Genomic DNA, 25,413 nt, shown 5'->3' on the forward strand with positions numbered 1-25,413 from the left:
TCTTACAACAGGATGCTCACGCGCCCTTGCGGACGCAGCGATTCGAGGTCGAGCACGCAGCGCTTGCTGCGGATCTTGAGCGCGCCGTCGGCGCCGCGCACCAGCGTGTAGTCGGTGCTGCCCACGTAGGTGTCGGTGAAGCCGTCCTTGCTGCGGTAGGTGACGAAGGCGGCGTTGACCTGCGCGCTGTCGGCGCTGCGCGCGAGGATGCGCACGTTGCTCACGAGGTGGCGCGTCTTGGAGCGCGGCTGCTCGGAGACGGCCATCTTCTTGTTCAGGCGCTTCACGCGCTCGCTGAGCCGGAAGGCGTCGTCGGCGATGTAAAACAGGCTGCTGTCGGGGCTGGCGTCGCGCGGCAGGTCGGTGGCGGGGACTTCGTAGCGCGCGTCGGCGGTGTAGAGCGCAAGCCAGTCGTCGAGCCGCCAGTCGTCGAGCAGCGCGGCTTCGTGGTAGAGAAAGTCTTCGACTTCGGAGCGGGTCAGGTTTTGCATGGGCTGCCTCCTTATTGATTCGGCCCTTGTGCACTTGAATTTATCTGCACCGCCCCCAACTCGGATTCATGCAAGCAACTGACATGAGATCGTTGAGCCGCGAAGCGCGGCATGAGCGCCGGGTTCAGGTCATCCGGCTACGCAAGGCCGGCAACACCTACGACAAGATCGCCGCGCTCACCGGCCTGAGTCGCACAGGCGTCTTCAACATCTGCAAACGCCATGAGGCGCTCGGTGCCAAGGCGCTGCACGACGCCATTGGCGGGCGCAAGCTCGGCGAAAACCGCTTGCTCGACCCCGCCCAGGAGGCCCTGGTGCGCAAGCTCATCGCCGACAAGACGCCCGATCAGCTCAAGATGCCCTACGCGCTGTGGACCCGCGCCGCTGTGGCCCAACTCATCGAACAGCGCTTTGGGCTGCGACTGCAAGTGCGCACCATGGGCAAGTACCTGGCGCGCTGGGGCTTCACGCCGCAAAAGCCGATGAAGAAGGCCTACGAGCAGTCACCGGCGGCGGTCAAGAAGTGGCTCGACGAGGACTACCCCGCCATTGCCGCGCGGGCCAAGGCCGAGGGAGCCGAAATTCACTGGGGCGACGAGAGTGGACTGCGCAGCGACGATGTACGCGGCCGTGGTTTTGCGCCCAAGGGCCAGACGCCGGTGGTGCGGGTCAACAACAAGCGCCACAACCTGTCGGTCATCTCCACCGTGACCAACAAAGGGCAGATGCGCTGGCGCATCTTTGACGGGGCGCTCAACACCACAATCCTGATCGACTTCCTGCGCCGGCTGATCAAGGGACAGACCAAGAAGGTGTTCCTGATCCTGGACAACCTGCGGGTGCATCATGCCAAACCGGTCAAGGCCTGGCTGGCCGAGCATGCCGATGCCATCGAGGTGTTCTACCTACCGAGCTATAGCCCGGAGTTGAACCCGGATGAGATGGCCAATGCGGATATCAAGCAGGCGGTCACGAAGCTGGCACCGGCGCGAACGAAGCTGCAACTGGCCAAAGCCACAGCCAAGCACCTTCGCAGCGTGCAACGCCAGCCCGAGCGCATCCGCAAGTACTTCGAGCACGCCACGGTACGCTATGCGGCTTGAGTCAAGTTCATTGAGGCCGGATCAATAGTTCTTCTGCTGGGCTTCGTTCAAACGGCTCAGGCGCTTGTGCCATTCGGTCCAGAAGGCGCGCATCTGAATCTCATCATCCGCGGCGGGTTGCGGCCTGCCCATGCCTTTGGAGATGTCGTTCCAAGGCACTTCCTGCAGGTTGTTGAAGCCCGCCTGGCATTGCTGCAGCGCCTCGACGTCGTCGGGCGTGGCAAAGCCGCCGGGGCCGAGGAATTCGAGAAAGCTCTCGAGGCGCGACTTGCGTGCCCATTCGCCTTCTTCAGCCGGCGCGAGCGCCCAGGCATTCACGTGCAGGTGGTCGGGCGCGAGCGGGTAAAACGTGCGCACCGTGATCGCCATGATGTCGTTGATGATCAGGTTCGGGAAGATCAGCAGATTGCGGTTTTTGAACGCGATGCGCTGCGCGCGTTCGGCGCCAAAGCGTTCCGTGAGGCGCGCGATGATCTTGTCGATGTCGGCCTTGCCCTGCTCGCCCCAGGCCGGAATCCACTGCCCGATCGGGCGGCCCCAGGGCGCGGAGTATTCGATCACGCCGTGGCCGTTGCCCAGGTCGCGCCCCGCGCCTTCGATGCCGACGGCGGCGAGCGCACCTGCCGTGCCCTTGAGGTAGTCGAGGTAGGTGGCGTGCGTGGTGGCGGCGTGGTAGCCGTCTATGCTGTTTTCGACCAGCAGCTTCCAGTTCGCACGCATGCTGTATTCCTGCGTGCCGCCGACGATGGTCATGCCCGCTTCAGACTGGTCGGCCACGAGGTCTATGTATTCGCGCGCCTGGCCCAGGTAGGTGGGCAGATCGACGATGTCCTTGTCGAACGAGACGAAGTGAAAGCCGCGGTACTCCTCGTGGCGCGGCGCGGGCGTCAGGTCGGCGCCGCCTTGCGCGTTGAAGTCCGGCGCATACGAGGCCTGGCCCGGCTGCTCGCGCAGCTTGCCCGTGGAGTGGAACACCCAGCCGTGGTAGAAGCACAAAAAGTTCTTGGCCACACCCGAGCGCTCGCGGCACACCGTGGCGCCGCGGTGCGGGCAGGTGTTCATGAGCGCGTTGATGCGCCCGTCGGTGTCGCGGTTGAAAATCAGGCGCCGGCCCGCCACGGTGCGCGTGACGAACTGCCCAGGTTTGGCAATCTCGGAGGCGTGGCCCAAGTAGAGCCAGCAGCGGTCGAAAATCGCCTGGCGCTCGGCCGCCACGACGTCCGGATCGACGAACGAGGCGCGCGGCACCTTGAAGAGCTGGCGTGCGGGGTCCACCAGCAGCTTGATGCTTTGCGAGAGGTCTTTCATTGGTCTCCTCATTTCTTTTGTGAATGCCCTTGCCCATCCTGAGGATGCAAGCAAGCATCGACTGCGCGCACAAAACAAACAGAACTGACTGTTTTTTGCGCGCAAGCAGGCTTTGGTGAAAGGGCAACCGCAGCGATGCTGTGGTTGCCGGCATTTTTGCAAAATATCGACAGACGGCGCATTAAGGATAACCCTAGGTTTTCTTGAGATTTTCACTGGATGTTTATCGCTGCGCTGCGCACGTCTATGGGCAAACGGCCGCAGCACGCGCAGCCATGCGCCATTTCATGGCACCATGCTGCCCCTGTTTTGCGCCGTTTTTCATAGGAGACACCTGCCATGAGCCTTGCCGTCCAGATCCGCCAGCCCGGCGGTCCCGAAGAACTGCAGATCGTCGATGTGCCCGTGGGCGAGCCCGGGCCCGGCGAAGTGCGCATCCGCCACCACGCCGTGGGGCTGAACTTCATCGACGTTTATCACCGCACCGGCCTGTACCCGCTGCCGCTGCCCGCCACCATAGGCATGGAAGGTGCGGGCGTGGTCGAGGCCGTGGGGCCGGGTGTGACGCACCTCGCCGTGGGCGAGCGCGTGGCCTACGCCGGCCAGCCGCCCGGCAGCTACTGCGAGCGCCGCGTGATGCCGGCGCAGTGCGTGTGCAAGCTGCCCGACGGCATCAGCTTCGAGACCGGCGCGGCCATGATGCTCAAGGGCCTGACGGCGCAATATCTGCTCAAAAAAGTGCGCCCCGTCGAAGGGCTCGCGCCTGGCGACCATGTGTTGTTTCACGCGGCCGCGGGCGGCGTGGGCCTGATCGCGTGCCAGTGGGCCAGGCACCTGGGCCTGCAGCTGATAGGCACGGCGGGCACAGACGCCAAATGCCAGCTCGCGCTCGCCAACGGCGCGGCGCACGCGGTCAACTACAACACCGAGGACTTTGCCGCGCGCGTGCGCGAGATCACCGGCGGCAAGGGTGTGAAGGTGGTGTACGACTCGGTGGGCAAGGACACCTGGGACAAGTCGCTCGACTGCCTGCGCCCTTTCGGCCTGATGGCCAGCTTTGGCAACGCCTCGGGCCCGGTGCCGCCGTTTTCGCCGGCCATTTTGGGCGCCAAAGGCTCGCTTTACGTCACGCGCCAGACGCTGTTCACGCACATCGCCACGCGCGAGAGCACGCAGGCCATGGCCGATGACTTGTTTGCCGTGGTGCAAAGCGGCGCCGTGAAGATCCACATCGAGCAGCGCTACCCGCTCGCCCAAGTGCAGCAGGCGCACCGCGACCTCGAAGCGCGCAAGACCACGGGGTGCACGATTTTGACGCTGTGATTTCCATAGCGTTCCTGGGCGGGCACTGCGCTACGCACCCGCCCCGAAATCCGGCCCCGGCGCCAGCGTGCTGAGCGGCAGCGTATGCAATTCCTGTAGCAGCAAGGCAAGCTGCTGCGCCGCGGCTTCGACTACGGCGCGGCCCTTGGCGGCGCTCGCAGCGGCGGCGTTGCCCACGGCGCCGGCGCGGTGGTAGTCCTGCATCTGCCAGCCGAGCTTGGCGCTTTTGCCGTTACCCAAAATGGCGTAGCGCGCTGCGCGGTCTTGCGCGCTCGAGTGGAAGTGGCGCGCCTCGTGCAGGGCCACGCGCGCGGGCGCGAGGTGCAGCATCATCGAGGTTTCGATCTCGCCCGCGTGGATGCCAAAGCGGTGCTCGGCGGCGCTGAACAGGCCCAGCACTTCGTCCGGCAGCGGCAGGCTGAACCAGCTCGCGCCATACACCAGCAAGTCGCACTGCGCACGCAGCTCGCGCGCGACGATGTCCATCACGCTGACCTGCCCGCCGTGGCCGTTGAAGAGCAGCAGCTTTTTGACGCCCGCGCGTGCCACGCAGTGGCCGATTTCGGTCCACAGCGCGAGCACCGTGGCGGGCGAGAGCGTGAGCGTGCCGGCAAAGCGGCTGTGCTCGGTGCTCAGCCCCAGGTTTTGCGGCGGCAGAAAGAGCACGGGCAAGTCGGCTGGCAGCAGCGGCAGCGCGGCGTCTATCACGCCTTGCAGCAAGGTGGCATCGACCGAGAGCGGCAGGTGCGGCCCGTGCTGCTCGATCGCGGCCACGGGCAGCACGGCCACGGTCTGCGCCGCCAGGCCAGACGCCTGGCGTGCGGCAAACTCGCGCGCGCTCAGCTCGGCCCAAAAGCGCACGGGGGTGGCGGGCGAAGCGGTGGATGGCGAAGCCGAGGCGGGCGAGCCGGGCGGGGGTGCAGCAGCGTTCATGCCCGCGATGGTAGCGGCCGATGCACCACCGGTGGTTGCAGCGTTCAGAGCAACTTGACCAGCGTTGCCACGACCGCGGCCTGCGCGACCAGCATGCCCGCGACCCACTTGATGAGATCGGTCTTGGCGTCCGCGAGGTCGGCCTTGGTGGCCATGCGCCATTCGACCAGATTGGTCTTGGTGGCCAATGGGGTCTGTTCCGTGAGCGCATCCGCCAACGCCTCGGCCTGCTCTTCGGCCAGGCGCGGCTCCATTCCGGCGGCCTTGAGCCGGTTGGCGTATTTGAGGGTATCGAAGGTGATCGCGCTCATGGCGCGCAGTGTAGTAATTCCAGGCACGACAAATCGCAACACCCCCTGCCCAGCATGCGCTACGCTAGGAGTCTGTCGGACTTTGGGCGTCGATAGCGAGAATGTGCCCCAGCGAGACCAGTTTTTGCCGGATTTGCCGTCCCATAGTGGTGCTATGGGGCAAGAAGACGGTAAAAAATGGGCCGCTGCGGCGCATTCGCAGTCGACGATTCCAAAGTCCGACAGGCTCCTAGCTGTGTTTCATCGCTGATTCATAAAACCATGCCCCAAGCCCCCTTGCCTGCCCTCGCGTCCGCCTGGCGCCGCTACCGCTGGCTGCGCGCCGCGGCCTGGGCGCTGTTGGCGCTGGGGCTGTGGTGGCTGCTGGGCTGGATGGTATTGCCGAGCCTGCTGCACCGGCCGCTGGAGCGGATAGCGAGCGCGCAGCTGGGCCGGCAGGTGACGGTCGGCGCGATCGCGTTCAAGCCCTGGACGCTCGAGCTCACGCTGCGCGACCTGAACGTGGCCGGCGCCAGTGCCTCCGGTGCGCCGGGCGCGCCGGCCACGCCGCCGCAGTTGCATATTGCCAGCATTTACGTCGATGCCGAGCTGCAGTCGCTGCTGCGCCTGGGGCCGGTGCTGGACGCGCTGCGCATAGACGCGCCCACGCTGCGCATCACACACCAGGGGCAGGGGCGCTATGACGTGGACGACATCATCGCCAAGCTCACGGCGCCGTCCGAAAAACCGTCTGCGAGTGCTGGCCCGCTGCGCATGGCGCTCCACAATCTGGAGCTGACGCGCGGCAGCATAGACTTTGCCGATCTGCCCGCAGGCACGACGCACCGCGTGCGCGCGCTGCACCTGGGGCTGCCGTTTTTGAGCACCCTGCCCGCGCAACGCACGACCTACGTGACGCCGCAGCTTTCGTTCACCGTCAACGGCAGTCCGTTCGACCTCAAGGCGCAGGCGCAGCCTTTTACGCCCGAGCGTGCCGGCAAGGCCGCGCTGCACTGGAAGGGTGTCGATCTGGCTCCCTATCTGCCCTACCTGCCCGCGAGCCTGCCGGTACGGCTGCAGGGCGCGGTGCTGGACGTGGATTTGCAGCTGAATTTTGCGCGGGCGCCGCGCCCCAGCGTGCAGCTCTCGGGGCAGGTGCGGGCGCGCCAACTGCGCCTGGCTGACCGGCAGGCACAGCCGCTGCTGGCGCTCGAGCAGCTGCGCGTGGACCTGGCCGACGTGCGTCCGCTCGAGCGCGTGGTGAAGCTCGCGCTGGTCGAGCTGAAGGCCCCGCAGGTCTATGCTGCGCGCCGTGCCGATGGGGCATTGAATTGGGCCCAACTTGGCGCCCAGACTGCACATGCAGCTACTGATTCAGATGACGAAGCGAGCCCCAAAAAGGTGGCCCGAACCGGCGCGCAGAACGAAACGAGCAACGAAGCGGCCGTCCGTGGAGCAGCCACTGCCACCACCAAGGCCGCCGTGCAGGGTGCCGACGCTCCCAGCGTCCTAGCGAGCGTCCCAAAGAGCGCCCCCGCAAGCACCTTTGCCGCCACGCCGCCCGCCCCGGCCGACGCGGGCTGGAGCGTCGAGGTGGCGCGCGCCGCCGTACAGGGCGGGCGCGTGCAGTGGCGCGACGAGAGCACGCGCCCTGCGGCGGCGCTCGAAGCGCATAACATCAGTCTCGAAGCAACGGGTTTTGCACTGCCTTGGCGCAAGCCCATGCCGCTGCACGGCGCACTCGAGCTGCCCGCACAGGGCACGCTCGCGTTCGAAGGCGAGGCGGATGCGAACCATGCCAGGCTGCAGCTCACGGCCAAGGACGTGGCGCTGCAGCTCGCGGCACCGTACCTGGCGCAGGTGCTCGAGCCCACACTGAGCGGCTGGCTCAGCGGCACGCTGGGCCTGCAGTGGCAGGCGCCCGGCGCGGGTACGGGTGCTGCTGTCGCAGACGCCGCGCACTCCGCGGGCCTGCGGCTGAGCGCACAGCCGCTGGTGCTGCAAAAGCTGGCCCTGCGGCAGGGCAAGGACACGCTCGCCAGCGTGGGCAGGATAGAACTGCAAGGCGCCGAGGCCAACCTGGCGCAGCGCCAGATCACGCTGCAGCGCCTGGCCATTGCCGAGCCGCAGCTGACCGTGGCGCGCGACGCCCAAGGCCATTGGATGTTCGAGCGCTGGCTGCGCGGCGGCGCTCAGGCGGTGGGCGCTGATGCACAGCCGCCCGCCAAAACCGCTGATCAGGGCGCCGAACCAGCCGCTGAAAAAACCGCTAGGAAGGCAAAGACCGCCCAGGCTACGCCGGCGACCGTCCCCTGGCATGTGCAACTGGGCGAGCTGGCGCTCAGCGGCGGTGCTGTCGATTTCCGCGACGAGGCGCAGGACGCCACCGTGCGGCCCGTGGCGCTGCGCCTGTCGGCGCTGCAAATCCAGGCGCGCGCGCTGAGCACCGAAGCGCGCAAGCCCATTGCGCTGCAGCTTTCGGCCCAGGTGGCCTCGCGCCGCGGCAAGCCGGGCCAGCTGCACTACCAGGGCAGCGTGACGCCCATGCCGCTCGCGCTGCAAGGTCGCATCACGGCGCTGAAGCTGCCGCTGCACGCGCTCGACGGCTACCTGGGCGAGTTCCTGGCGATCCGCCTGCGCCATGCCGACCTGGGTTTTCTGGGCCAGCTCGCATATGCGCAAACGCCGCAGGGGCCCAAGCTGCTGCTGGCAGGCGATGTGGCGCTCGACGCCCTGCGCGCCGACAGCACGGCAGCCTCCACCGCCAAGACGGCGTCGCAGGTGGGGCAGGAACTGCTCGCCTGGCAAGACCTGAGCCTGCGCGGCCTGCGCCTGGCGCTGGCGCCGCGGCAGCCGCTGCGCCTGGACGTGCGTGAGACCAGCCTCAGCGACTTTTACGGCCGCATCGCGCTCAACGAGGAAGGGCGCCTGAACCTCGCCGACATCGTCAAGAGCACGGGCAAAGACGCAGGCAAGGACGCAGGCAAGGACGCGGACGCGGTCGGCGTGGCAGCCGCGGGTGCGCCGGGCAGCGCCAGTGCCTCGCCCCCGGCCGCTGTGCCCGCGCAGGCAGCGGCGCAAACCGTCGCCCAAGCCACGCCGCAAGCCCCCGCATCCGCCTCGCAAACCGCCACGCCCCCTGCACCGGAGCGCGACCCGCTGGCGCCGGTGATCCACTTCGGGCCCATGAGCCTGGTCAACGGCACGGTGCAGTTTTCGGACTTCTTCATCCGCCCCAACTACTCGGCTGATCTGTCGCAGCTCACGGGAAAGCTCAGCGCGTTCTCGTCCGAAGCGTCGAACGGCGTGCCCGAGCTCGCCGAGCTCGAGCTGCGCGGGCGCGTCGAAGGCTCGGCCACGCTCGAAGTTACGGGCAAGCTCAACCCGCTCGTGCGCCCGCTGGTGCTCGACATCCAGGGCAAGGCGCGCGACCTGGACCTGCCGCCGCTGTCGCCCTACGCCATCAAATACGCGGGCCACGGCATCGAAAGCGGCAAGCTCAACATGGACGTGGCCTACAAGGTGCAGCCCGACGGCCAGCTGACCGCGAGCAACAAACTGGTGCTGCGCCAGCTCACTTTTGGCGAGCCCGTCGAAGGCGCGCCAGCCAGCCTGCCCGTGCGCCTGGCCACGGCGCTGCTGGCCGACAGCAATGGCGTGATCGACCTCGACCTGCCCATCAGCGGCTCGCTCAACGACCCGCAGTTCCGCCTCGGGCCGGTGATCCTCAAGATCATAGGCAACATCATCACGCGCGCCGTCACCGCGCCCTTCCGGCTGCTCGCGCACGCTTTTGGCGGCGGCACCGAAGACCTGGGCCAGGTGGTGTTCGCCCCCGGCAGCCCCGAGCTCACGGCCGAGGCGCGCCAACAGCTCGACAAGGTGGTGCAAATGCTCACCGAAAAGCCGGCGCTGCAAGTCAGCGTGACGGGCATGGTGAACCTCGCGCAGGAGCGCGAGGGCCTGCAGCGCGAGCGCCTGCGCCAGCTCGTGCTGGCCGAAAAGCGCCGCGCGGGCCGCGGCAGCGCAGCCAAAGAGCCCGCCACCCCATCTGCCAGCGATGCGGCGAAGGCCCCCGCTGCCGCCGTGCAAGACTTGGCCGCCGATGAGGCGCCCACCTTGTCCGCCGACGAATACGCGAGCCTGCTCAAGCGCGTGTACCGCCGCGCCGACATTCCCAAGCCGCGCAACCTGCTGGGCCTGACCAAAGACCTGCCCGTGCCCGAGATGGAAGCGCTGCTGCTCGCGCACCTGCCCGCAAGCGAAGACCTCGCCCGCGAAGTGGCCACGCACCGTGCCCAAGCCGTCGTGCGCTACCTGAGCGCGCACCAACTGCCCTTGGAGCGCCTGTTCGTCAACGCCCCCAAGGTCAGCACCACGCCCGAAGAAGGCTGGGTGCCACGCGCGAAGCTGGGGCTGGCGATGCATTGAACCCAGATTGTCCATTAGGACGCGGGATGATGGCGAGGCAGCTGGCGTGGCAGTTTGGTCGCGGCTGAGAAGCCCATGGCCGGGGCCATGGGCGCCGAAGCAGCGGCCAAAATGACCGTCAGACGTCCGCCAGCGCCCGCGTAGGTGCGAAGCACCGCCTAATGGACAATCTGGGTTGAACGCCGCGCGGCTGCTTGGCGTTCTCGTACCTCATGTTGAAACGCTGAAATTGCTTGAAAACGCTCTGCCGCCTTCGAGCATGCCCAGCATGGCTGCCCATCAAGTTGCCGCCACCGCCTTGGGACAGCTGACCGCCAGAGGTGAGTTTGTCTATCGGGATGCGATGGCCTCGTTGAGTCCCCCGCAGCGCATGCGCCGATTTTTTGTGGGCCTGGACTTACGCAAACAAGGATGCAGCGAGGTTTTTGCCATGGGGCGAACGCCTTGCCTAACCCCGATTTGCGTAAGTCGTGTGGGCTTAAGGCCCGGCAAGCCCCGTCACGGGCTAAGACCAAAAGTAAGACCTGGCGCAGCGGGAAAATAAAAACCCCAAGTAAATCAATTACTTGGGGTTTGCAACTGGCGGAGAGGGTGGGATTCGAACCCACGGTACGCTTGCACGTACGCCTGATTTCGAGTCAGGTACATTCGACCACTCTGCCACCTCTCCTGTGTGTCGAAACGCTCAATTATAGCAAGATTCGGATAACGGATTTCTTCTGCTTCAGCCGCATAACTTTTGCAGCGGGCACCCATCGGTCAATACAGCGGCGCTGCCAGCTTCACCACGTACAGGGTGTTCGCGTCCTCCTTGCCGTTGCCCAGCACCTTCTGGCGCACGCCGCCGGTGCCGTTAGGCTCGATGGCAAAGTCGTCGTCGTTGATGATGCCCACGCGGTTGGCGTCGATGACCCACAGGCCTTCCATCTTGTCGTGCGGGTAGGCCATCTCCTTGACGGCGTCGTACACCAGTGTCTTGGCTGCGGGCTGGATGCCCACGTCGGCCAGGGCCGTCCAACCGGCCGCGTAGTTGTTGTCGGTGCCGCCGTCCTTGGCCACCAGTTCCAGCGTCTTGCCGTTGACCAGGAGGCCGGTGGCCGTGTCGCGGGTAATGGCGGGGTGGTTCAGCGTGCTGCTGCTGGCGTCCACGTTGGTGGCTTTGGAGATATCGATCTTGTAGAGGTTCTTGCGCACGGTGCCGGTGTCGCGGCCAAAGAACTTGGTGTCGCGCTCGATCACCAGAAAGCTGGTGGCCGACAGGGCCACGATGTCGGAGTTGGCGAGCCCGGCTGCGTCCTGCTTGTAAAGGTACTGGGCGCGCGCGCCGGTGTCCAGCTGCACGGTGACGATGCGCGTGAGATTGATGCTGCCCACGGCAGAAGTGGGGTTGTATAGGTTGGACTGCATGATGCCTACCAGCGTCTTGCCGTCCGGGGTGATGGCCAGCCCCTCCATGCCGCGGTTGGGCCAGCGTTTGGCAAGCTCTGGTGGCAACACGCGGCCTGCGCGGTTGCGCGGGTCGGCAGCAAACGGGTTGATACGCTCAATTTCTTTGCCGCCGGCATCAAAGTGCACCATGTGCGGGCCGTATTCGTCGCTCAGCCAGAAGCTGCCGTCCGGCATGGCCACCAGGCCTTCAGGGTCCAGGCCGCTTTCATCAAAGCCCTGCACACCGTCGTCGTCCGGGTCCAGCGTGACTTTGCTGCCGTCCAGGTTATAGGCGACTTCACCGGTGGAGCCAAAAGCCGAGTTGGGCAGGCCGGTGATGGAGCGACCCTTAGGGTCCTTCAGCGCCACGGTGCGCACCAGCGTGACCTGGCCCTTGTCGTCCAGCTTGAACAGGCCGATGTGTGGTGTGAACGTGGGCACAAGAAAAAACTTGCCGCCCGGGATGGCACCCGGCAGCGGGTCGGCGTTGGGTCCGCGGTCCGTCAGTGCGTAAAAGTGCCCGGCCAGCGTGGGGTGCGGTGCCATGGCAGACCCAAAACCGCCGTTGCGGATGGCGGTCTTGTCGGCGTTGTTCAGGGTCTGCAGCGTGGTGAACGGCAGCGCCGCACCATCCTTGCCCGGGTAGATATAACCGTCGCCATCATTGCCGCCGCCACACGCGGCGAGCAGCAGGCTGGTAACAAAAAGGCCACAAGCAAAACGGAGTTTCATGGTACATGATGAATGTGAGTGAAAGAACCGCGCGATGGTGCGACCCGCATGTGACAGGCCAATGAACAAAAACGATGACAGGGCGGCCCGCCACATGCCCAGGCAAGGTAGACCGCCCACGATGGATGAAAATATGATGAAAACAGGCTCTAGCGCTTACTGGTAAAGCTGCTAGCAGCTATCATTTTTACATTTCAATCCCCAGCACGGACGCTGCAAAAAAGCAAAGGGCCCGAGGGCCCATTGCTTTGTGTCGGTGCCAGATTGAGTCAAGCTGGCGGGGTTTGCGACTACGCCGCTGCCAGCACTGCCACGCCACCCATGTAAGGCCGCAGCACTTCAGGAATCGTCACGCTGCCGTCGGCTTGCTGGTAGTTTTCGAGCACGGCGACGAGTGTGCGGCCCACGGCGAGGCCCGAGCCGTTGAGCGTGTGCACCAGTTCGTTTTTACCTTGCGCATTTTTGAAGCGGGCCTGCAGCCGGCGCGCTTGAAAGGCTTCGCAATTGCTCACCGAGCTGATTTCGCGGAAGGTGTTCTGGCCGGGCAGCCAGACTTCGAGGTCGTAGGTCTTGGCGGCGCCAAAGCCCAGGTCGCCGGTGCATAGGCTCATGACGCGGTAGTGCAGGCCCAGGCGCTGCAGCACGGCCTCGGCGTGGCGTGTCATGGCTTCGAGCGCTTCATCGCTTTTTTCGGGGTGCACGATCTGCACGAGCTCGACTTTGTCGAACTGGTGCTGGCGGATCATGCCGCGCGTGTCGCGGCCGTGGCTGCCGGCTTCGGAGCGAAAGCAGGGGGTGTGCGCGGTGAGTTTGCGCGGCAGCTCGCTCTCAAGGAGCACGGTGTCGCGCACGAAGTTGGTGAGTGGTACTTCGCTTGTGGGAATGAGGTAGAGCGCGGCCTGCTCGGGCGTGGGATCGGCATCCTGCCCGCCTTTTTGCGCGGCAAAAAGGTCACCTGCGAACTTGGGCAATTGGCCAGTGCCCAAGAGCGAGTCGGCGTTGACGATGTACGGTACGTAGCACTCGGTGTAGCCATGCTCGCCGGTTTGCAGGTCGAGCATGAACTGGGCGAGCGCGCGGTGCAGGCGCGCGAGCGGGCCTTTCATGACAGAAAAGCGTGCGCCCGAGAGTTTGGCGCCGGTTTCGAAGTCCAGCCCCAGCGGCGTGCCGACATCGACGTGGTCTTTGGGCGTGAAGTCGAACTGCGGCGGGGTGCCCCAGCGGCGCACTTCGACGTTGGCACTCTCGTCCGCCCCCACGGGCACGCTTGCGTGCGGCAGGTTGGGCACGGCGAGCAGCAGCGCGTGCAGCTCAGTCTGGATGTGCTCAAGGCGCGTGGCGGAGCGCTCGAGTTCGTCCTTGAGCTGCGCGACCTCGGCCATGAGCGTGTCGGCGTTCTCGCCCCGTGCCTTTTGCTGGCCGATCTGTTTGGAAAGGCTGTTGCGCCGCGCCTGCAGCTCTTCGGTGCGCGTTTGCAGCGTTTTGCGCTCGGCTTCGAGCGCCTGGAAGGCGGCCACGTCGAGGAAGGGTTGGGGTTTTTTGCGCGTTTCGAGCCGGGCGATGGCGCTGGGCAGGTCTTTGCGGAGGAGGAGGAGGTCGAGCATGCGCGGGATTTTAGGGCTTGGCTGCAGCCGCACCGTGGCGTGCGCCGTTGCGGGAACGCTTCGTGCATACACTCGCAGGCGCGGTCGCAGCGGTGCCTGAATCGTTCAGTGTCTCAAGATTCAGAAAGCGCGGCCGTTTTTCGAGTGCTGCTCAGAGCGCCCGCGGTGGTGAGCAGGTTCTAAGGTGTGCCGCACATGGAAAGTTACCTGCTCGACTGGGCCAATTTGCTGCTGCGTTGGCTGCACGTGGTCACGGCGATCGCCTGGATAGGGTCGTCGTTTTATTTCGTCTTTCTCGACAGCAGCCTCACGCCGCCGCAGGACGAGGAACTGCGCCGCCAGGGCGTGAGCGGTGAGTTGTGGGCCGTGCACGGCGGGGGCTTTTACCACCCGGTGAAGTTCAGCGTCGCGCCGCCGCAGCTGCCCGCGCACCTGCATTGGTTTTTCTGGGAAAGTTACAGCACCTGGCTCAGCGGCTTTGCGCTCTTTACGGTGTCGTATCTGTGGAATGCGGGCACCTATCTGATCGACAAGTCGCGCATGGACTGGCCGCCGGCGCAGGCCGTGGCGCTGGCGCTGGGCTTTCTGGTGGTGTTTTGGTTGCTGTACGACGCCATCTGTCGCATCTGGGGGCAGCGCCCGCGCGGCGACGCCATCGTCGGCGCGCTGGTGCTCGTGCTCGTCGCGGCGGCGGCCTGGCTGGCCTGCCATTGGTTTGCCGGGCGCGCGGCCTTTTTGCTCGTGGGCGCGATGCTCGCCACGGGCATGAGCGCGAACGTGTTTTTCTGGATCATTCCGGGCCAGCGCAAGATGGTGGCGGCGCTGCGCGCGGGGCAGCCGGTCGATCCGCTGCACGGCTTGCGCGGCAAGCAGCGCAGCGTGCACAACACGTATTTCACGCTGCCGGTGGTGTTCGCGATGCTCAGCGGGCATTACAGCTTCCTGTGGAGCCACCCGCAGAACTGGCTGGTGCTCGTGCTCATGATGTTCGCGGGCGCGAGCATCCGCCAGTTTTTCGTGCTGCGCCACGGCTACAAGCTCGGGCGCAATCGCCATCCGCTGCCGTATGCGCTCGTGGGCGTGGCCGTGCTTGCGGCCCTGGTGTGGTGGCTGCGGCCGCAGGCTTCGGATGATCCTGTTTTGATAGCTGCTAGTGCAAGCGCATCAAGCACTGGAGGCCAAAATGATGCTGAAAAAGTGGAGGCCATCGTGCAGCAGCGCTGCGTGTCTTGCCATGGCGCGCAGGTGCAGATGAAGGGTTTGCGTTTGGACCTGCCGGGCAGCTTGCGCCAGCACGCGCAGGCGATCTACCAGCAGGTGGTGGTGGAAAAACGCATGCCCATGAACAATGCCACGCAGATGACCGAGGCCGAACGCGCGCTCATCGCGCGGTGGTACACGGCGGGCGCGGCGAGCAAGACGGGCGCGGCGGACGGCGCGGCAGGCAGCGATGCAGCTACGCGCGTGCATCCTTGAGCGCATGCATGGCTGGCGCTGGCGCTGTGGCTGGCGTGGGCTTGCGCGGCAGGCCCAGGCCCGCGAGGTACACGTCGAGCGTGGCGCTGCCGGCCTGCACAAGGTCGAAGCCCGCAGGGTCGAGCAGCCACTGGTTGACCAGCCCTTCGAGCAGCACCTGCAGCCCGAGCACGGCGGTGTCGAGCGGCACGGGGGGGGTGACGGCGCGCACTGCGAAGGCTTTTGCCAGCGTCTGGCGGTTGCGCTGCAGGCACTCGGCGTGCACGCGCAGGTGGCGCGACTGCACGGCGCCGAGTTCATCGACGTATTCGACCTTGTGCGTGGCGATCTGCAGCACGCGCCGCGTTTGTGCGTCGGTGGCGATCAGGTGCAGCACCTCGAGCATCGCGGCGTGCAGTTCGGCCACCGGGTCTTGCGCCTGCACGAGCTGTTCGTGCGCGAGCATTTGTTCGAGTGGCAGGCTCACGCGCTCCATCATGGCGTTGACGAGGTCGGCCTTGTCCTTGAAGTGCCAGTAGATCGCGCCGCGCGTGGCGTGTGCGGCCACGGCGATGTCGTTGAGCGAGGTGCGCGAAACGCCACGCGCCTGAAACAGTTGTTCGGCAGCATCGAGCAAGCTCTCCCGCGTGGCCTGCGCGTCGGCCTTGGTGCGTCTTGCCATCAAAAAACCCTCCACAGTGCGTGCCGATCGGGCGAATATACATACATTCGCGGATGTATATATACTGCGCCGCTTCATGCCGCGACCAGGCTGATGGACAGGCGCTCGCTTGGCACGCGGGATGCATGGCCTGGGACTGCAACATTTTTCCCCTTTTGAGTCGTGCTCGCCGGGTTTTCTGGCGGGGCGAACGTCTGATTTTTTTATCGAAGGAACACCATGCCTGCCTTGCGACATGCCCAGACTGTTCTACCGTTTTTCTCCGCGGCGCCAGTGTGGCGTTTGCGCGCCGGGCTCGTGGCGATGGCGGTGTGTGCCACCGTGCTGTTGAGTGCCTGCGGCAAGCCCGAGGCGCCTGCCGGCGCCGGTGCCCAGCGCCCGCCGCCTGAAGTGGGCGTGGTCACGGTGCAGCCCGGCGAAGTCGGCTTGGTGACCGAACTGCCCGGCCGCGTGGAGGCTTTCCGCATCGCACAGGTGCGCGCGCGCGTGGCGGGCATCGTGCAAAAGCGGCTGTTCCGTGAAGGCAGCGACGTCAAGGCGGGCGAGCTGCTCTACGCGATCGACCCCGCACCCTACCAGGCCGCGCTGCAAAGTGCCGAGGCCACGCTGGCACGCTCGCAGGCCAATTTGCTGCAGGCCACGGCGCTGGCCGAGCGCTACAAGCCGCTCGTGGCCGTGAACGCCGTGAGCAAGCAGGATTACGACAACGCCGCGGCGGCGCAAAAGCAGGCCGAGGCTGACGTGGCCGCGGGCAAGGCCGCCGTGCAGACCGCGCGCATCAACCTGGGCTACGCGAGCGTCACGGCGCCGATTGCGGGCCGCATCGGGCGCGCGCTCGTGACGGAAGGCGCGCTCGTGGGGCAGGGGGAGGCCACGCAACTGGCCGTGATCCAGCAGATCAACCCCGTGTACGTCAACTTCACGCAATCGGCCACCGAAGTCATGCAGCTGCGCAACGCCATGGCGGCGGGGCAGCTGCAGCGCGTGGGCAATGAAAACGCGGCGCGTGTGCGCATCGTGCTCGAAGACGGCAGCGAATACGCCCAGCCCGGCAAACTGCTGTTTTCGGACCTGACGGTGGACCAGGCCACGGGCCAGATCACCCTGCGCGCCGAGGTGCCCAACCCCAAGGGTGAGCTGCTGCCAGGCCTGTACGTGCGCGTGCGCGTCGAGCAGGCGCAGTTGCCCAACGGCATCACGGTGCCGCAGCAGGCCGTCACGCGCACGCAGCAGGGCGACACGGTCACGGTGGTCAGCCCCGACGGCAAGCTCAGCCCACGCAAGGTCAAAGTCGGTGCGGCGCGCGGCAACCAGTGGGTGGTGCTAGACGGCCTCAAGGCGGGCGAGCAGGTCATGGTGGACGGCTTCCAGAAGTTGATGATGCTGCCGCCGGGCACCCCCGTGAAGGCCGTGCCCTGGCAAGCCGCCGCGGCGGGTGGCGCCGGGGCCAGCGCGGTCGCAGCCTCCGGCGCGCCGGCAGCGCCAAGCTCCTCCCCGGCCAGTGCGGCCAGTGCGGCCAGCGCTCCCGCTGCGGCGCGCCAGTGAGCGCCAGTCGCTAACCAAGAGGAGCGCTCTTCATGCCCAAGTTCTTCATTGACCGCCCGATTTTTGCCTGGGTGGTTGCCATTTTCATCATGGTGCTGGGTGGCGTGTCGATCACGCAGCTGCCCGTGGCGCAGTACCCCACGGTGGCGCCACCGAGCATCGTGGTGTCATTTACCTACCCCGGTGCGTCCGCGCAGACGCTCGAAGACAGCGTGATCGCCGTGGTCGAGCGCGAGATGAACGGCGCCACCGGCCTCGCCTACATGGAGGCCGTGAGCCAGGCCGACGGCACGGGCACGCTGACGCTGAGTTTCGAGCCCGGCATCAACCCCGACATGGCGCAGGTGGACGTGCAAAACCGCCTCTCGCGCGCCACGCCGCGCCTGCCTGCGGCGGTGACCCAGCAGGGCGTGAAGGTGGACAAGTCGCGCTCGAACTTCCTGCAGTTCGCAATGCTTTCGTCCGATTCGCCGGACGTCACGCTTTATGACCTGACCGACTATGCGGCGCGCAACGTGGTGCCCGAGCTGCAGCGCGTGCCCGGCATCGGGCAGGTGCAGCTGTTCGGCGCGGAGCGCTCCATGCGCGTGTGGATAGACCCGGCAAAGATGCAGGGCTACAACGTCTCAACCGCCGACATCGCCGCCGCCATTCAGGCGCAGAACGCGCAGGTGTCTTCGGGCAGTCTGGGCAACATGCCCAATCTGAAAGAGCAAACCATCACCGCCACCGTGGTAGTGCCAGGGCAGCTCAGCACGGTGGAGCAGTTCGGCAAGATCGTGCTGCGCGCCAACCCCGACGGCTCCGCGGTGCGGCTCAAGGACGTGGCGCGCATCGAGCTCGGCGTCGAGGCCTACATGACTTCGGCGCGCCTCAACGGCAAGCCGGCCGCGGGCATTGGCATACAGCTCTCGCCCAGCGGCAACGCGCTCGCGTCGGCCAAGATGGTGCGCGCGCGGCTGCAGGAGCTGGAAAAGTATTTCCCCAAAGGGGTGCGCTGGAGCCTGCCCTACGACAGCTCCAAGTTCGTCTCGATCTCGATCGAGAAGGTGGTGCAAACGCTGTTTGAAGCCATCGTGCTGGTGTTCATCGTGATGTTCGTGTTCCTGCAGAACATCCGTTACACCTTGATTCCGACCATTGTCGTGCCGGTGGCGTTGCTGGGCACTTTCGGCGCCTTGCTGGCCATGGGCTTTTCGATCAACGTGCTGAGCATGTTCGGCATGGTGCTGGTGATCGGCATCGTGGTGGACGACGCCATCGTGGTGGTGGAAAACGTCGAGCGCATCATGAGCGAAGAGGGCCTGCCGCCGCGCGAAGCCACGCGCAAGGCCATGGGGCAGATCTCGGGCGCCGTGGTCGGCATCACCGTGGTGCTGGTGTCGGTGTTTTTGCCGCTGGCGTTCTTTGCGGGCTCTGTCGGCAACATCTACCGCCAGTTTTCGGCGGTGATGGCCGTGTCCATCGCTTTTTCGGCCTTTCTCGCGCTCTCGCTCACGCCGGCTTTGTGCGCCACGCTGTTCAAGCCCGTCGAGGCCGGGCACCACCACGAGAAAAAAGGCTTTTTCGGCTGGTTCAACCGCAGCTTCAACCGCAGCGCCAAGCGCTACGAAGGCTGGGTGGCCAAGCTCCTGCACCGCGGCGGCCGCATGATGGTCGTCTATGTGGCCCTGGTGGCGGCTGTTGGGTTGCTGTATCTGCGCCTGCCCACTTCCTTTTTGCCCAATGAAGACCAGGGCTATGCGCTGGTGAACATCCAGCTGCCGCCGGGCGCGGCCGACAGCCGTACCGGTGTTGTGGTCAAGCAGATCGAGGACTTCATGCTCAAGCAGCCCGAGGTGGACAACATCGTGACCGTGCAAGGCTTCAGCTTCTCGGGGCGTGGGCAAAACGCCGGCATCGCCTTCGTCACGCTCAAGGACTGGGCCGAGCGGCCCGGTGCCGCGCATAGCGTCGAAGCCATCGTAGGGCGCAGCATGGCGGCATTCTCGAAAATTCGTGACGCCTTCATCTTCGTGCTGAGTCCGCCGCCGATTCCCGAACTCGGAAACAGCACGGGCTTCGCATTTCGTTTGCAGGACCGCGGCAGCAATGGCCACGACGCGCTCGTGAATGCGCGCAACCAGCTCCTGGGCATGGCCATGAAGAGCCCCGTGCTCACCGCCGTGCGCCCCGACGGCCTCGAAGACGCGCCGCAGCTGCAGGTGGACATAGACCGCGACAAGGCGAGCGCGCAGGGCGTGAGCTTTGCAGCCATCAACAACGCCATCTCGGTGGCTTTCGGCTCGTCCTACATCAACGATTTTCCGAACGCGGGGCGCATGCAGCGCGTCGTCGTGCAGGCCGATGCCCCTGCGCGCATGCAGCCTGAAGACATCCTCAAGCTCACCGCCATCAACAGCAAGGGTAATCTGGTGCCGTTTTCCACCTTTGCCACGACGCGCTGGGTGACTGGCCCCATGCAGACGGTGCGCTACAACGGCTACCCGTCGATGCGCATCGCGGGCAACGCCGCGCCGGGCTACAGCACGGGGCAGGCCATGGCCGAGATGGAGCGCCTGGCAGCGCAACTGCCCGCGGGCTTCGGCTTCGAGTGGACGGGCCAGTCGCGCGAGGAAAAGATCGCCGGCGCGCAGGCCATCGTGCTCTATGCGTTCGCCATCCTGGCGGTGTTCCTGTGCCTGGCCGCGCTGTACGAGAGCTGGTCGATCCCGTTCTCGGTGATGCTGGTGGTGCCGCTGGGCGTGCTGGGCATGCTGCTCGCGGTGCTCATGCGCAGCATGCCCAATGACGTGTATTTCCAGGTCGGCCTCGTGACCATCATTGGCCTGTCGGCGAAAAACGCGATTCTGATCATCGAATTTGCCAAGGACTTGCAGGCCGAGGGGCGCAGCGTGTTCGACGCCGCGCTGCAGGCGGCACACCTGCGCTTCAGGCCGATCCTGATGACCTCCATGGCCTTCATCCTCGGCGTGGTGCCGCTGGCCATCGCGACCGGAGCGAGTTCGGCCAGCCAGCGCGCGATCGGCACGGGCGTGATCGGCGGCATGATCACCGGCACCTTCTTGGCGATCTTTTTCGTGCCGACCTTCTTCGTCGTGGTGCGCAGCCTGTTCAAGGGTGAGCCGCGCCCTGGGCAGGCCGCCCCGGCCAGCACCGCTGAACACAAGGAAAACTGAACCATGGCTTCGACCGTTTTCGCGCCCCGCTTGCGCTGGACTGCGGCCCTGCTGGCCTTGGGGCTCAGCGCCTGCTCTTTGATTCCGACCTACGAGCGCCCCGCCGCGCCCGTGGCGCCGCAGTGGCCCAGCGTACCCGGCGGCGCTGCAGCGCCCGTGGCCGACGCGGCCAAGCCGCTGGCAGCGGACATCCGCTGGCAGGACTTCGTCAACGATGCGCGCCTGCGCGCCCTCGTGGAATTGGCGCTCGCCAACAACCGCGACCTGCGCGTCGCCGCGCTCACGATAGAGCAAGCGCGGGCGCAATACCAGATCAACCGCGCGAACCAATTGCCCACCGTCAGCGCGGGCCTGACGGGCAGCTACCAGCCCGGCGCCAACGGCAACATGGCGCACGCCTACACCGTGGGCCTGACCATGGCGAGCTGGGAGATCGACCTGTTCGGGCGCCTGCAAAGCCTCAAGGAGGCGGCGCTCGCGCAGTTCTTTGCCACGCAAGAGGCGCGCAATGCCGTGCAGACCAGCCTGGTCGCCTCGGTCGTGAGCACCTGGCTGAGCCTGCAGACCGACGACGAGCTGCTCGCGTTGACCGAGCGCACGCTGGCCACGCGCGAAGAATCGCTCAAGCTCATCCGCATGCGCTTCGAGCAGGGCGTGGCGTCCGAGCTCGACCTGCGCCAGGCCGAATCGCTCGCCGCCACGGCGCGCGCCACGCTGGCGCAGCAAAGGCGTCAGCGTGCGCTCGACTACAACGTGCTCACCCTGCTCGTGGGCCAAAGCGTGCCCGAGCAGCTGCTCGACACGCAGCAAGGCGTGCAATTCGTCGATGTGCCTGCGGGCATGCCGTCCGACCTGCTCACGCGCCGCCCGGACATCCGCCAGGCCGAGCAGCAGCTGATCGCGGCCAACGCCAACATCGGCGCGGCGCGCGCGGCCTTCTTCCCGCGCATTGCGCTCACGGCCTCCACGGGCAATGCGAGCAACCAGCTCTCCGACCTGTTCAGCGGCGGCACCTGGGTGTGGACGCAGGCCAACCAGACTCTGCTGACCATCTTCGACGCCGGGCGCAACCAGGCCGGGCTCGATTCCGCCCGCGCGGGCCGCGAGATCGCGGTGGCGCAGTACGAAAAAGCCATACAAACGGCGTTCCGCGAAGTCTCCGACGCGCTCGCGGGCCGCGCCACGCTGGGCGACCAGGTGCGCGCGCTGCAGCAGCAGGTCGATGCTGCGCTGGCCAGTTACCGCCTGTCCGACCAGCGCTACCGCAGCGGCGTGGCCAGCCACCTCGAACTGCTAGACGCGCAGCGCACGCTGTTCGCGGCGCAGCAGGCGCTCGCGCAAACACAGCTTGCGCAGCGGCAAAACCAGGTGCTGCTCTACAAGGCGCTGGGCGGCGGCTGGAGCGAAGCGGATACGCCCGTGGCGAAAAACTGAGCGGGGTGCCCCGCGCGCTCAGCCTCTCAGGCTGCGCGCGCCAGCTCCGGGTCGGTTTGCGCTGCCGCTGTGGGGCCAGCGCGCACGGCGATGCCGCTGGCTGCCAGCTTGGCATCGTGCTTGGACATAGCGGCCAGGTTGGCCACGTCTTCGGCGCGGCGCAGCGCGCCCGGCGCGATGCGCACCACACCAATCGACAAGGTGGTGCAAGGGAAGAAGCGGCGCACGCCGTCACGGTCCTCGGCGTAGATGCCCCCGGCCTGGCGCGCGGCCTCGTCGAACAGCAAGAGGGCCTCGCGCGCGAACTCCGCCACGAGGTTCTCGCAGCGCTGCAGCCAGTCGCCGCTCTGGAACAGCAGCACGAAGTCGTCGCCCCCCACATGCCCGACGAAGTCGCGGCGCGGGTCGCAGTGCGCCGTGGCCAGCCGGGCCAGCAGGCGGATCATCTGGTCGCCGCGCCAGTAGCCGTAGTAGTCGTTGAAGGGCTTGAAGTGGTTCAGGTCGGCGTAGCAGGCCGTGAATTCGGTGCCGTTGTCGAGCAGGCGCTGTATGTGCAGGCTTATGGGGATGTTGCCGGGCAGGAAGGTCAGGGGATTGGCGTGGCGCGCGGCCTCAATGCGCGTTTCCGTGACGGCGCGCACCAGCTGGGCGCCCGTGCCCAGGCCCAGATAGCGGCCATTGTCGGTCACGATGTAGCCATCGTTGAGGTAGCGCTGATCCTGCGCGGTGAGGATGCCCATGAGCTGCTCCACGTCACAGTCGAGCTCGACCACGCGCGGTGATGGATTGGCGAATGCCAGGCAGGGTTTGCGGCCATGGACCTCGCGGAAGTAGAGCGTGGCGTAGCGGTTCATGAACTGCAGGCGGTTGACCAGTGCGATGGGGTGCGTGCCTTCGATCACGGGCAAGGCGTGCAGGGTCGGGTGCGCGTGGAACAGCGCGGCGACGGCGTCGTTGCTCGTGTCGGGGCTGACAGCCGGCGCCTGCACCAGGGGGAGGCTGCGCAGAATGCCGGGGCGGGCCGTCTGTCCCAAATGGGGCAGCACGGCTACGTGCCGGTCTTTCAGCACGGCCAGCGCCTCATCATCCAGGCGCGCGCGCGGCGCTTGCGCCGGGCGGCCCAGCAGCCAGCCTTGGCCGAAAGGGATGTCCAGATCGCGCAGGGCGTGCAGGTCTTCGCGGGTTTCGATGCCTTCGGCGATCAGCTGTGTGCCAAACATCTCGGCGATGCCTTTGATGGCCTGCAGCATCTGCAGCTTTTCGGGGTGCGCGCTGATGGCGTGGATGAAATGCTTGTCGATTTTCACGAAGTCGGGCTTGACCTCGGACCATAGGCGCAGGCTCGAGCGGCCATCGCCGAAGTCGTCGAGCGCCAGGCGTATGCCGCAGGCGTGCACGGTCTTGACGGCTGCGCGCAGCATGGCCATGTCGGTCACGCGCTCGTGTTCGGTGACTTCGAGCACCAGCATGCGCGCCTTGCTCCCCATGCTGCGCACCGCCTGGGCGAGCTTGGCGCCGAAAATGGACACGCCCAGCACCAGCGCGTCGGCGCTGATGTTGACGAACAGGCGCCCCGGCGCGGTGCCGGGCGGGTGCGTGGCCGCCCAGTCGCGCAGCGCCGTGAAGATGCAAAACAGCTCGAAGTCGGCCAGCACGTGCTCGCGCTGTGCCTGCTCCAGCAGCGCTATGGGCGTGTGCCAGGCCGTATCCCGCGGGCCGCGAATCAAGGCCTCGTGGGCATACACCCCGCCCGCGCGCAAGTCGCCCAAGGGCTGGAACACGCAGTGCAGCGCGCTCGCGCGCACCAGACGCGCCAGCACCCCCGTGCCGTGGCGCAGCGCAGGGGAGAGCAGGGTCAGCATGGCCGCATGCCGGGCGGACGGTGGTATCTGGGTCATGAGAGCGGGGCAGGGGCAGGGACGAAACCATAATCTCCGTCGATGACGGGAATATGGCGGTCCGCCAGATGCTATTGTTTTTGATGATTTTTTCATAAAGAAAAACGGCATTTATGCTTTTATATAAAGCGTAGGCAGCTATCATTTCGATTGTGAACCCCCCTCTTTTTGGGCAGACTTCAACGTGTTTGCCAGCCACGAGGCGTGCCATGCCAGACCAAAGCGCCCCTCTTTCCCCGCCGCTGCCTGATCCGCACACCCGTCCGCATGCCTTTTTGCAGGCCTTGTTCGAGGCCGCGGTGCGCAGCGCCCAGCCCTTGCACGGGCTCGCGGCTGCCTTGCCGGCGCCGCCGCGCGGGCGCACGCTGGTACTCGGCGCGGGCAAGGCGGCGGGTGCGATGGCGCAGGCGCTCGAAGCGCTGTGGCCTGCGGATGCGCCGCTGTCGGGCCTGGTCGTGACGCGCTACGGCCACATTCCGCCGCGGCCCGCGGGTGTGCCGCAGCGCATCGAAGTGATCGAGGCCGCGCATCCCGTGCCCGATGCCGCGAGCGAGGTGGCCGCGCAGCGCATGCTGGCGCTCGTGCAGCAAAGCCGCCTCACGGACGATGACCTCGTGCTGTTCCTCGTCTCGGGCGGCGGCTCGGCGCTGCTTGCGCTGCCTGTGGAGGGGCTGACGCTGCAGGACAAGCAGCGCATCAACCGCGAGTTGCTTGCGAGCGGCGCGAACATTGCCGAGATGAACTGCGTGCGCAAGCACCTTTCGCGCATCAAGGGCGGGCGCTTGGCGCTCGCATGTGCGCCGGCGCCGGTGTGCACGCTCGCGATCAGCGACGTGCCCGGCGACGACCCCGCCGTGATCGCGAGCGGCCCCACCGTGCCCGATGCGAGCACCTGCGCCGAGGCGCTCGAAATCGTGCGGCGTTACGCCATCGCGCTGCCGCAGGCGGTGCGCCAAGGGCTGGAAAGCGGCGCGCTCGAAACCCCAAAGCCCGGCGCTGCGGCCTTTGCCAAAAACACCGTGCGCCTCGTCGCCACGCCCTGGCAGGCGCTGCAGGCCGCGGCGCAGGCGGCGCGCAGCGCGGGGATCGCCGCGCATGTGCTGTCAGATGAAGTCCAAGGCGAGTCGCATGAAGTGGCCAAGGTGCACGCGGCGCTGGCGCGCACGGTGGCGCAGCGCGGCGCGCCGTTTGCCGCGCCTTGCGTGCTCTTGTCGGGCGGCGAAACGACGGTGACGGTGCACCCGCGCCCCGCGGGCGCCTTGCCGGGGCGCGGCGGGCGCGCGGGCGAGTTTTGCCTCGCGCTCGCGCAGGCGCTGCAGGGCGCGCCGAACATCTGGGCGCTCGCGGCCGACACCGACGGCATGGACGGCAGCGAGAACAACGCGGGCGCCTGGGTGGCGCCGGACACGCTCGACCGCGCCGCACGCGCCGGTCTGCGCGTGGCCGAGCACCTTGCGCGCAACGATTCCTGGGGATTCTTTTCAGTCCTGGACGATCTGCTCGTGACCGGCCCGACCTACACCAACGTGAACGACTTTCGCGCGATTTTGGTGCGCTGAGCGCAAATACGCGCTGGA

The 25,413-nt window shown here is 66.5% G+C and carries 17 protein-coding genes and 1 tRNA gene; 9 read left to right on the forward strand and 9 right to left on the reverse strand.

The window, feature by feature from the left end:
• Window positions 1-2: 2 nt before the first annotated feature.
• Window positions 3-491, reverse strand: coding sequence for an aromatic-ring-hydroxylating dioxygenase subunit beta (locus tag FK527_RS03135; protein ID WP_144729616.1), 489 nt, complete (start codon window positions 489-491; stop codon window positions 3-5).
• Window positions 492-559: 68 nt separating this feature from the next.
• Here FK527_RS03135 and FK527_RS03140 point away from each other — a divergent pair, with 68 nt between their 5' ends.
• Window positions 560-1,594 (forward strand): IS630 family transposase, encoded by a 1,035-nt coding sequence (locus tag FK527_RS03140; protein WP_073673098.1) that lies wholly within the window; start codon window positions 560-562, stop codon window positions 1,592-1,594.
• Between the two features lie 21 nt (window positions 1,595-1,615).
• On the opposite strand, the gene FK527_RS03145 is transcribed toward FK527_RS03140, so the two are convergent.
• Window positions 1,616-2,902: an aromatic ring-hydroxylating oxygenase subunit alpha gene (locus FK527_RS03145; protein WP_186298369.1), complete on the reverse strand. Its 1,287-nt coding sequence runs from the start codon at window positions 2,900-2,902 to the stop codon at window positions 1,616-1,618.
• A 339-nt stretch (window positions 2,903-3,241) separates the two neighbouring features.
• On the opposite strand from FK527_RS03145, the gene FK527_RS03150 reads away from it, so the two are divergent.
• Complete coding sequence (locus FK527_RS03150) at window positions 3,242-4,225, forward strand: quinone oxidoreductase family protein (protein WP_144729620.1); 984 nt, start codon at window positions 3,242-3,244, stop codon at window positions 4,223-4,225.
• 30 nt (window positions 4,226-4,255) lie between these two features.
• Here the strand turns inward: FK527_RS03150 and FK527_RS03155 are convergent, their stop codons facing one another.
• A complete protein-coding gene (locus FK527_RS03155) occupies window positions 4,256-5,158 on the reverse strand; it encodes a creatininase family protein (protein WP_144729622.1) in 903 nt (300 codons plus the stop codon).
• A 44-nt stretch (window positions 5,159-5,202) separates the two neighbouring features.
• Window positions 5,203-5,469 carry a CCDC90 family protein gene (locus FK527_RS03160; protein WP_144729624.1) on the reverse strand — a complete coding sequence of 89 codons (267 nt, stop codon included), beginning with the start codon at window positions 5,467-5,469 and terminating at the stop codon, window positions 5,203-5,205.
• A gap of 103 nt (window positions 5,470-5,572) precedes the next feature.
• On the opposite strand from FK527_RS03160, the gene FK527_RS17325 reads away from it, so the two are divergent.
• Entirely contained in the window at window positions 5,573-5,719 is a 147-nt protein-coding gene (locus FK527_RS17325; RefSeq protein WP_222116125.1) for a hypothetical protein, read from the forward strand.
• Between the two features lie 11 nt (window positions 5,720-5,730).
• The gene (locus FK527_RS03165; RefSeq protein WP_144729626.1) at window positions 5,731-9,879 is read left to right on the forward strand and encodes a DUF748 domain-containing protein; all 4,149 of its coding nucleotides are present in this window, start codon (window positions 5,731-5,733) and stop codon (window positions 9,877-9,879) included.
• Window positions 9,880-10,459: 580 nt separating this feature from the next.
• On the opposite strand, the gene FK527_RS03170 is transcribed toward FK527_RS03165, so the two are convergent.
• From FK527_RS03170 to serS, 3 genes are all read right to left on the reverse strand, one after another.
• Window positions 10,460-10,549 (reverse strand) — tRNA-Ser (locus FK527_RS03170).
• 89 nt (window positions 10,550-10,638) lie between these two features.
• Window positions 10,639-12,039: an esterase-like activity of phytase family protein gene (locus tag FK527_RS03175; protein ID WP_144729628.1), complete on the reverse strand. Its 1,401-nt coding sequence runs from the start codon at window positions 12,037-12,039 to the stop codon at window positions 10,639-10,641.
• Window positions 12,040-12,329: 290 nt separating this feature from the next.
• A complete protein-coding gene (gene serS, locus FK527_RS03180) occupies window positions 12,330-13,643 on the reverse strand; it encodes a serine--tRNA ligase (RefSeq protein WP_144729630.1) in 1,314 nt (437 codons plus the stop codon).
• Window positions 13,644-13,838: 195 nt separating this feature from the next.
• Here serS and FK527_RS03185 point away from each other — a divergent pair, with 195 nt between their 5' ends.
• Window positions 13,839-15,119: a urate hydroxylase PuuD gene (locus FK527_RS03185; protein WP_144729632.1), complete on the forward strand. Its 1,281-nt coding sequence runs from the start codon at window positions 13,839-13,841 to the stop codon at window positions 15,117-15,119.
• Here FK527_RS03185 and FK527_RS03190 read toward each other — a convergent pair.
• Window positions 15,100-15,780 carry a TetR family transcriptional regulator gene (locus tag FK527_RS03190; RefSeq protein ID WP_144729634.1) on the reverse strand — a complete coding sequence of 227 codons (681 nt, stop codon included), beginning with the start codon at window positions 15,778-15,780 and terminating at the stop codon, window positions 15,100-15,102. The genes FK527_RS03185 and FK527_RS03190 overlap by 20 nt on opposite strands.
• 219 nt (window positions 15,781-15,999) lie before the next feature.
• On the opposite strand from FK527_RS03190, the gene FK527_RS03195 reads away from it, so the two are divergent.
• The 3 genes from FK527_RS03195 to FK527_RS03205 are packed head-to-tail and all read left to right on the forward strand — an operon-like array spanning window position 16,000 to window position 21,938.
• Entirely contained in the window at window positions 16,000-17,325 is a 1,326-nt protein-coding gene (locus tag FK527_RS03195) for an efflux RND transporter periplasmic adaptor subunit (RefSeq protein ID WP_144729636.1), read from the forward strand.
• 32 nt (window positions 17,326-17,357) lie between these two features.
• Window positions 17,358-20,504, forward strand: coding sequence for an efflux RND transporter permease subunit (locus FK527_RS03200; protein WP_144729638.1), 3,147 nt, complete (start codon window positions 17,358-17,360; stop codon window positions 20,502-20,504).
• A 3-nt stretch (window positions 20,505-20,507) separates the two neighbouring features.
• Window positions 20,508-21,938: an efflux transporter outer membrane subunit gene (locus FK527_RS03205; RefSeq protein WP_144729640.1), complete on the forward strand. Its 1,431-nt coding sequence runs from the start codon at window positions 20,508-20,510 to the stop codon at window positions 21,936-21,938.
• A gap of 26 nt (window positions 21,939-21,964) precedes the next feature.
• On the opposite strand, the gene FK527_RS03210 is transcribed toward FK527_RS03205, so the two are convergent.
• Window positions 21,965-23,836, reverse strand: a complete 1,872-nt coding sequence (locus FK527_RS03210; RefSeq protein ID WP_246072648.1) for an EAL domain-containing protein — start codon at window positions 23,834-23,836, stop codon at window positions 21,965-21,967.
• Between the two features lie 209 nt (window positions 23,837-24,045).
• On the opposite strand from FK527_RS03210, the gene FK527_RS03215 reads away from it, so the two are divergent.
• Complete coding sequence (locus FK527_RS03215; protein ID WP_144729642.1) at window positions 24,046-25,395, forward strand: glycerate kinase type-2 family protein; 1,350 nt, start codon at window positions 24,046-24,048, stop codon at window positions 25,393-25,395.
• Window positions 25,396-25,413 lie beyond the last annotated feature (18 nt).

Origin of the sequence: Extensimonas perlucida (genome assembly GCF_007655255.1) — a bacterium.
GTDB lineage: Bacteria > Pseudomonadota > Gammaproteobacteria > Burkholderiales > Burkholderiaceae_C > Extensimonas > Extensimonas perlucida.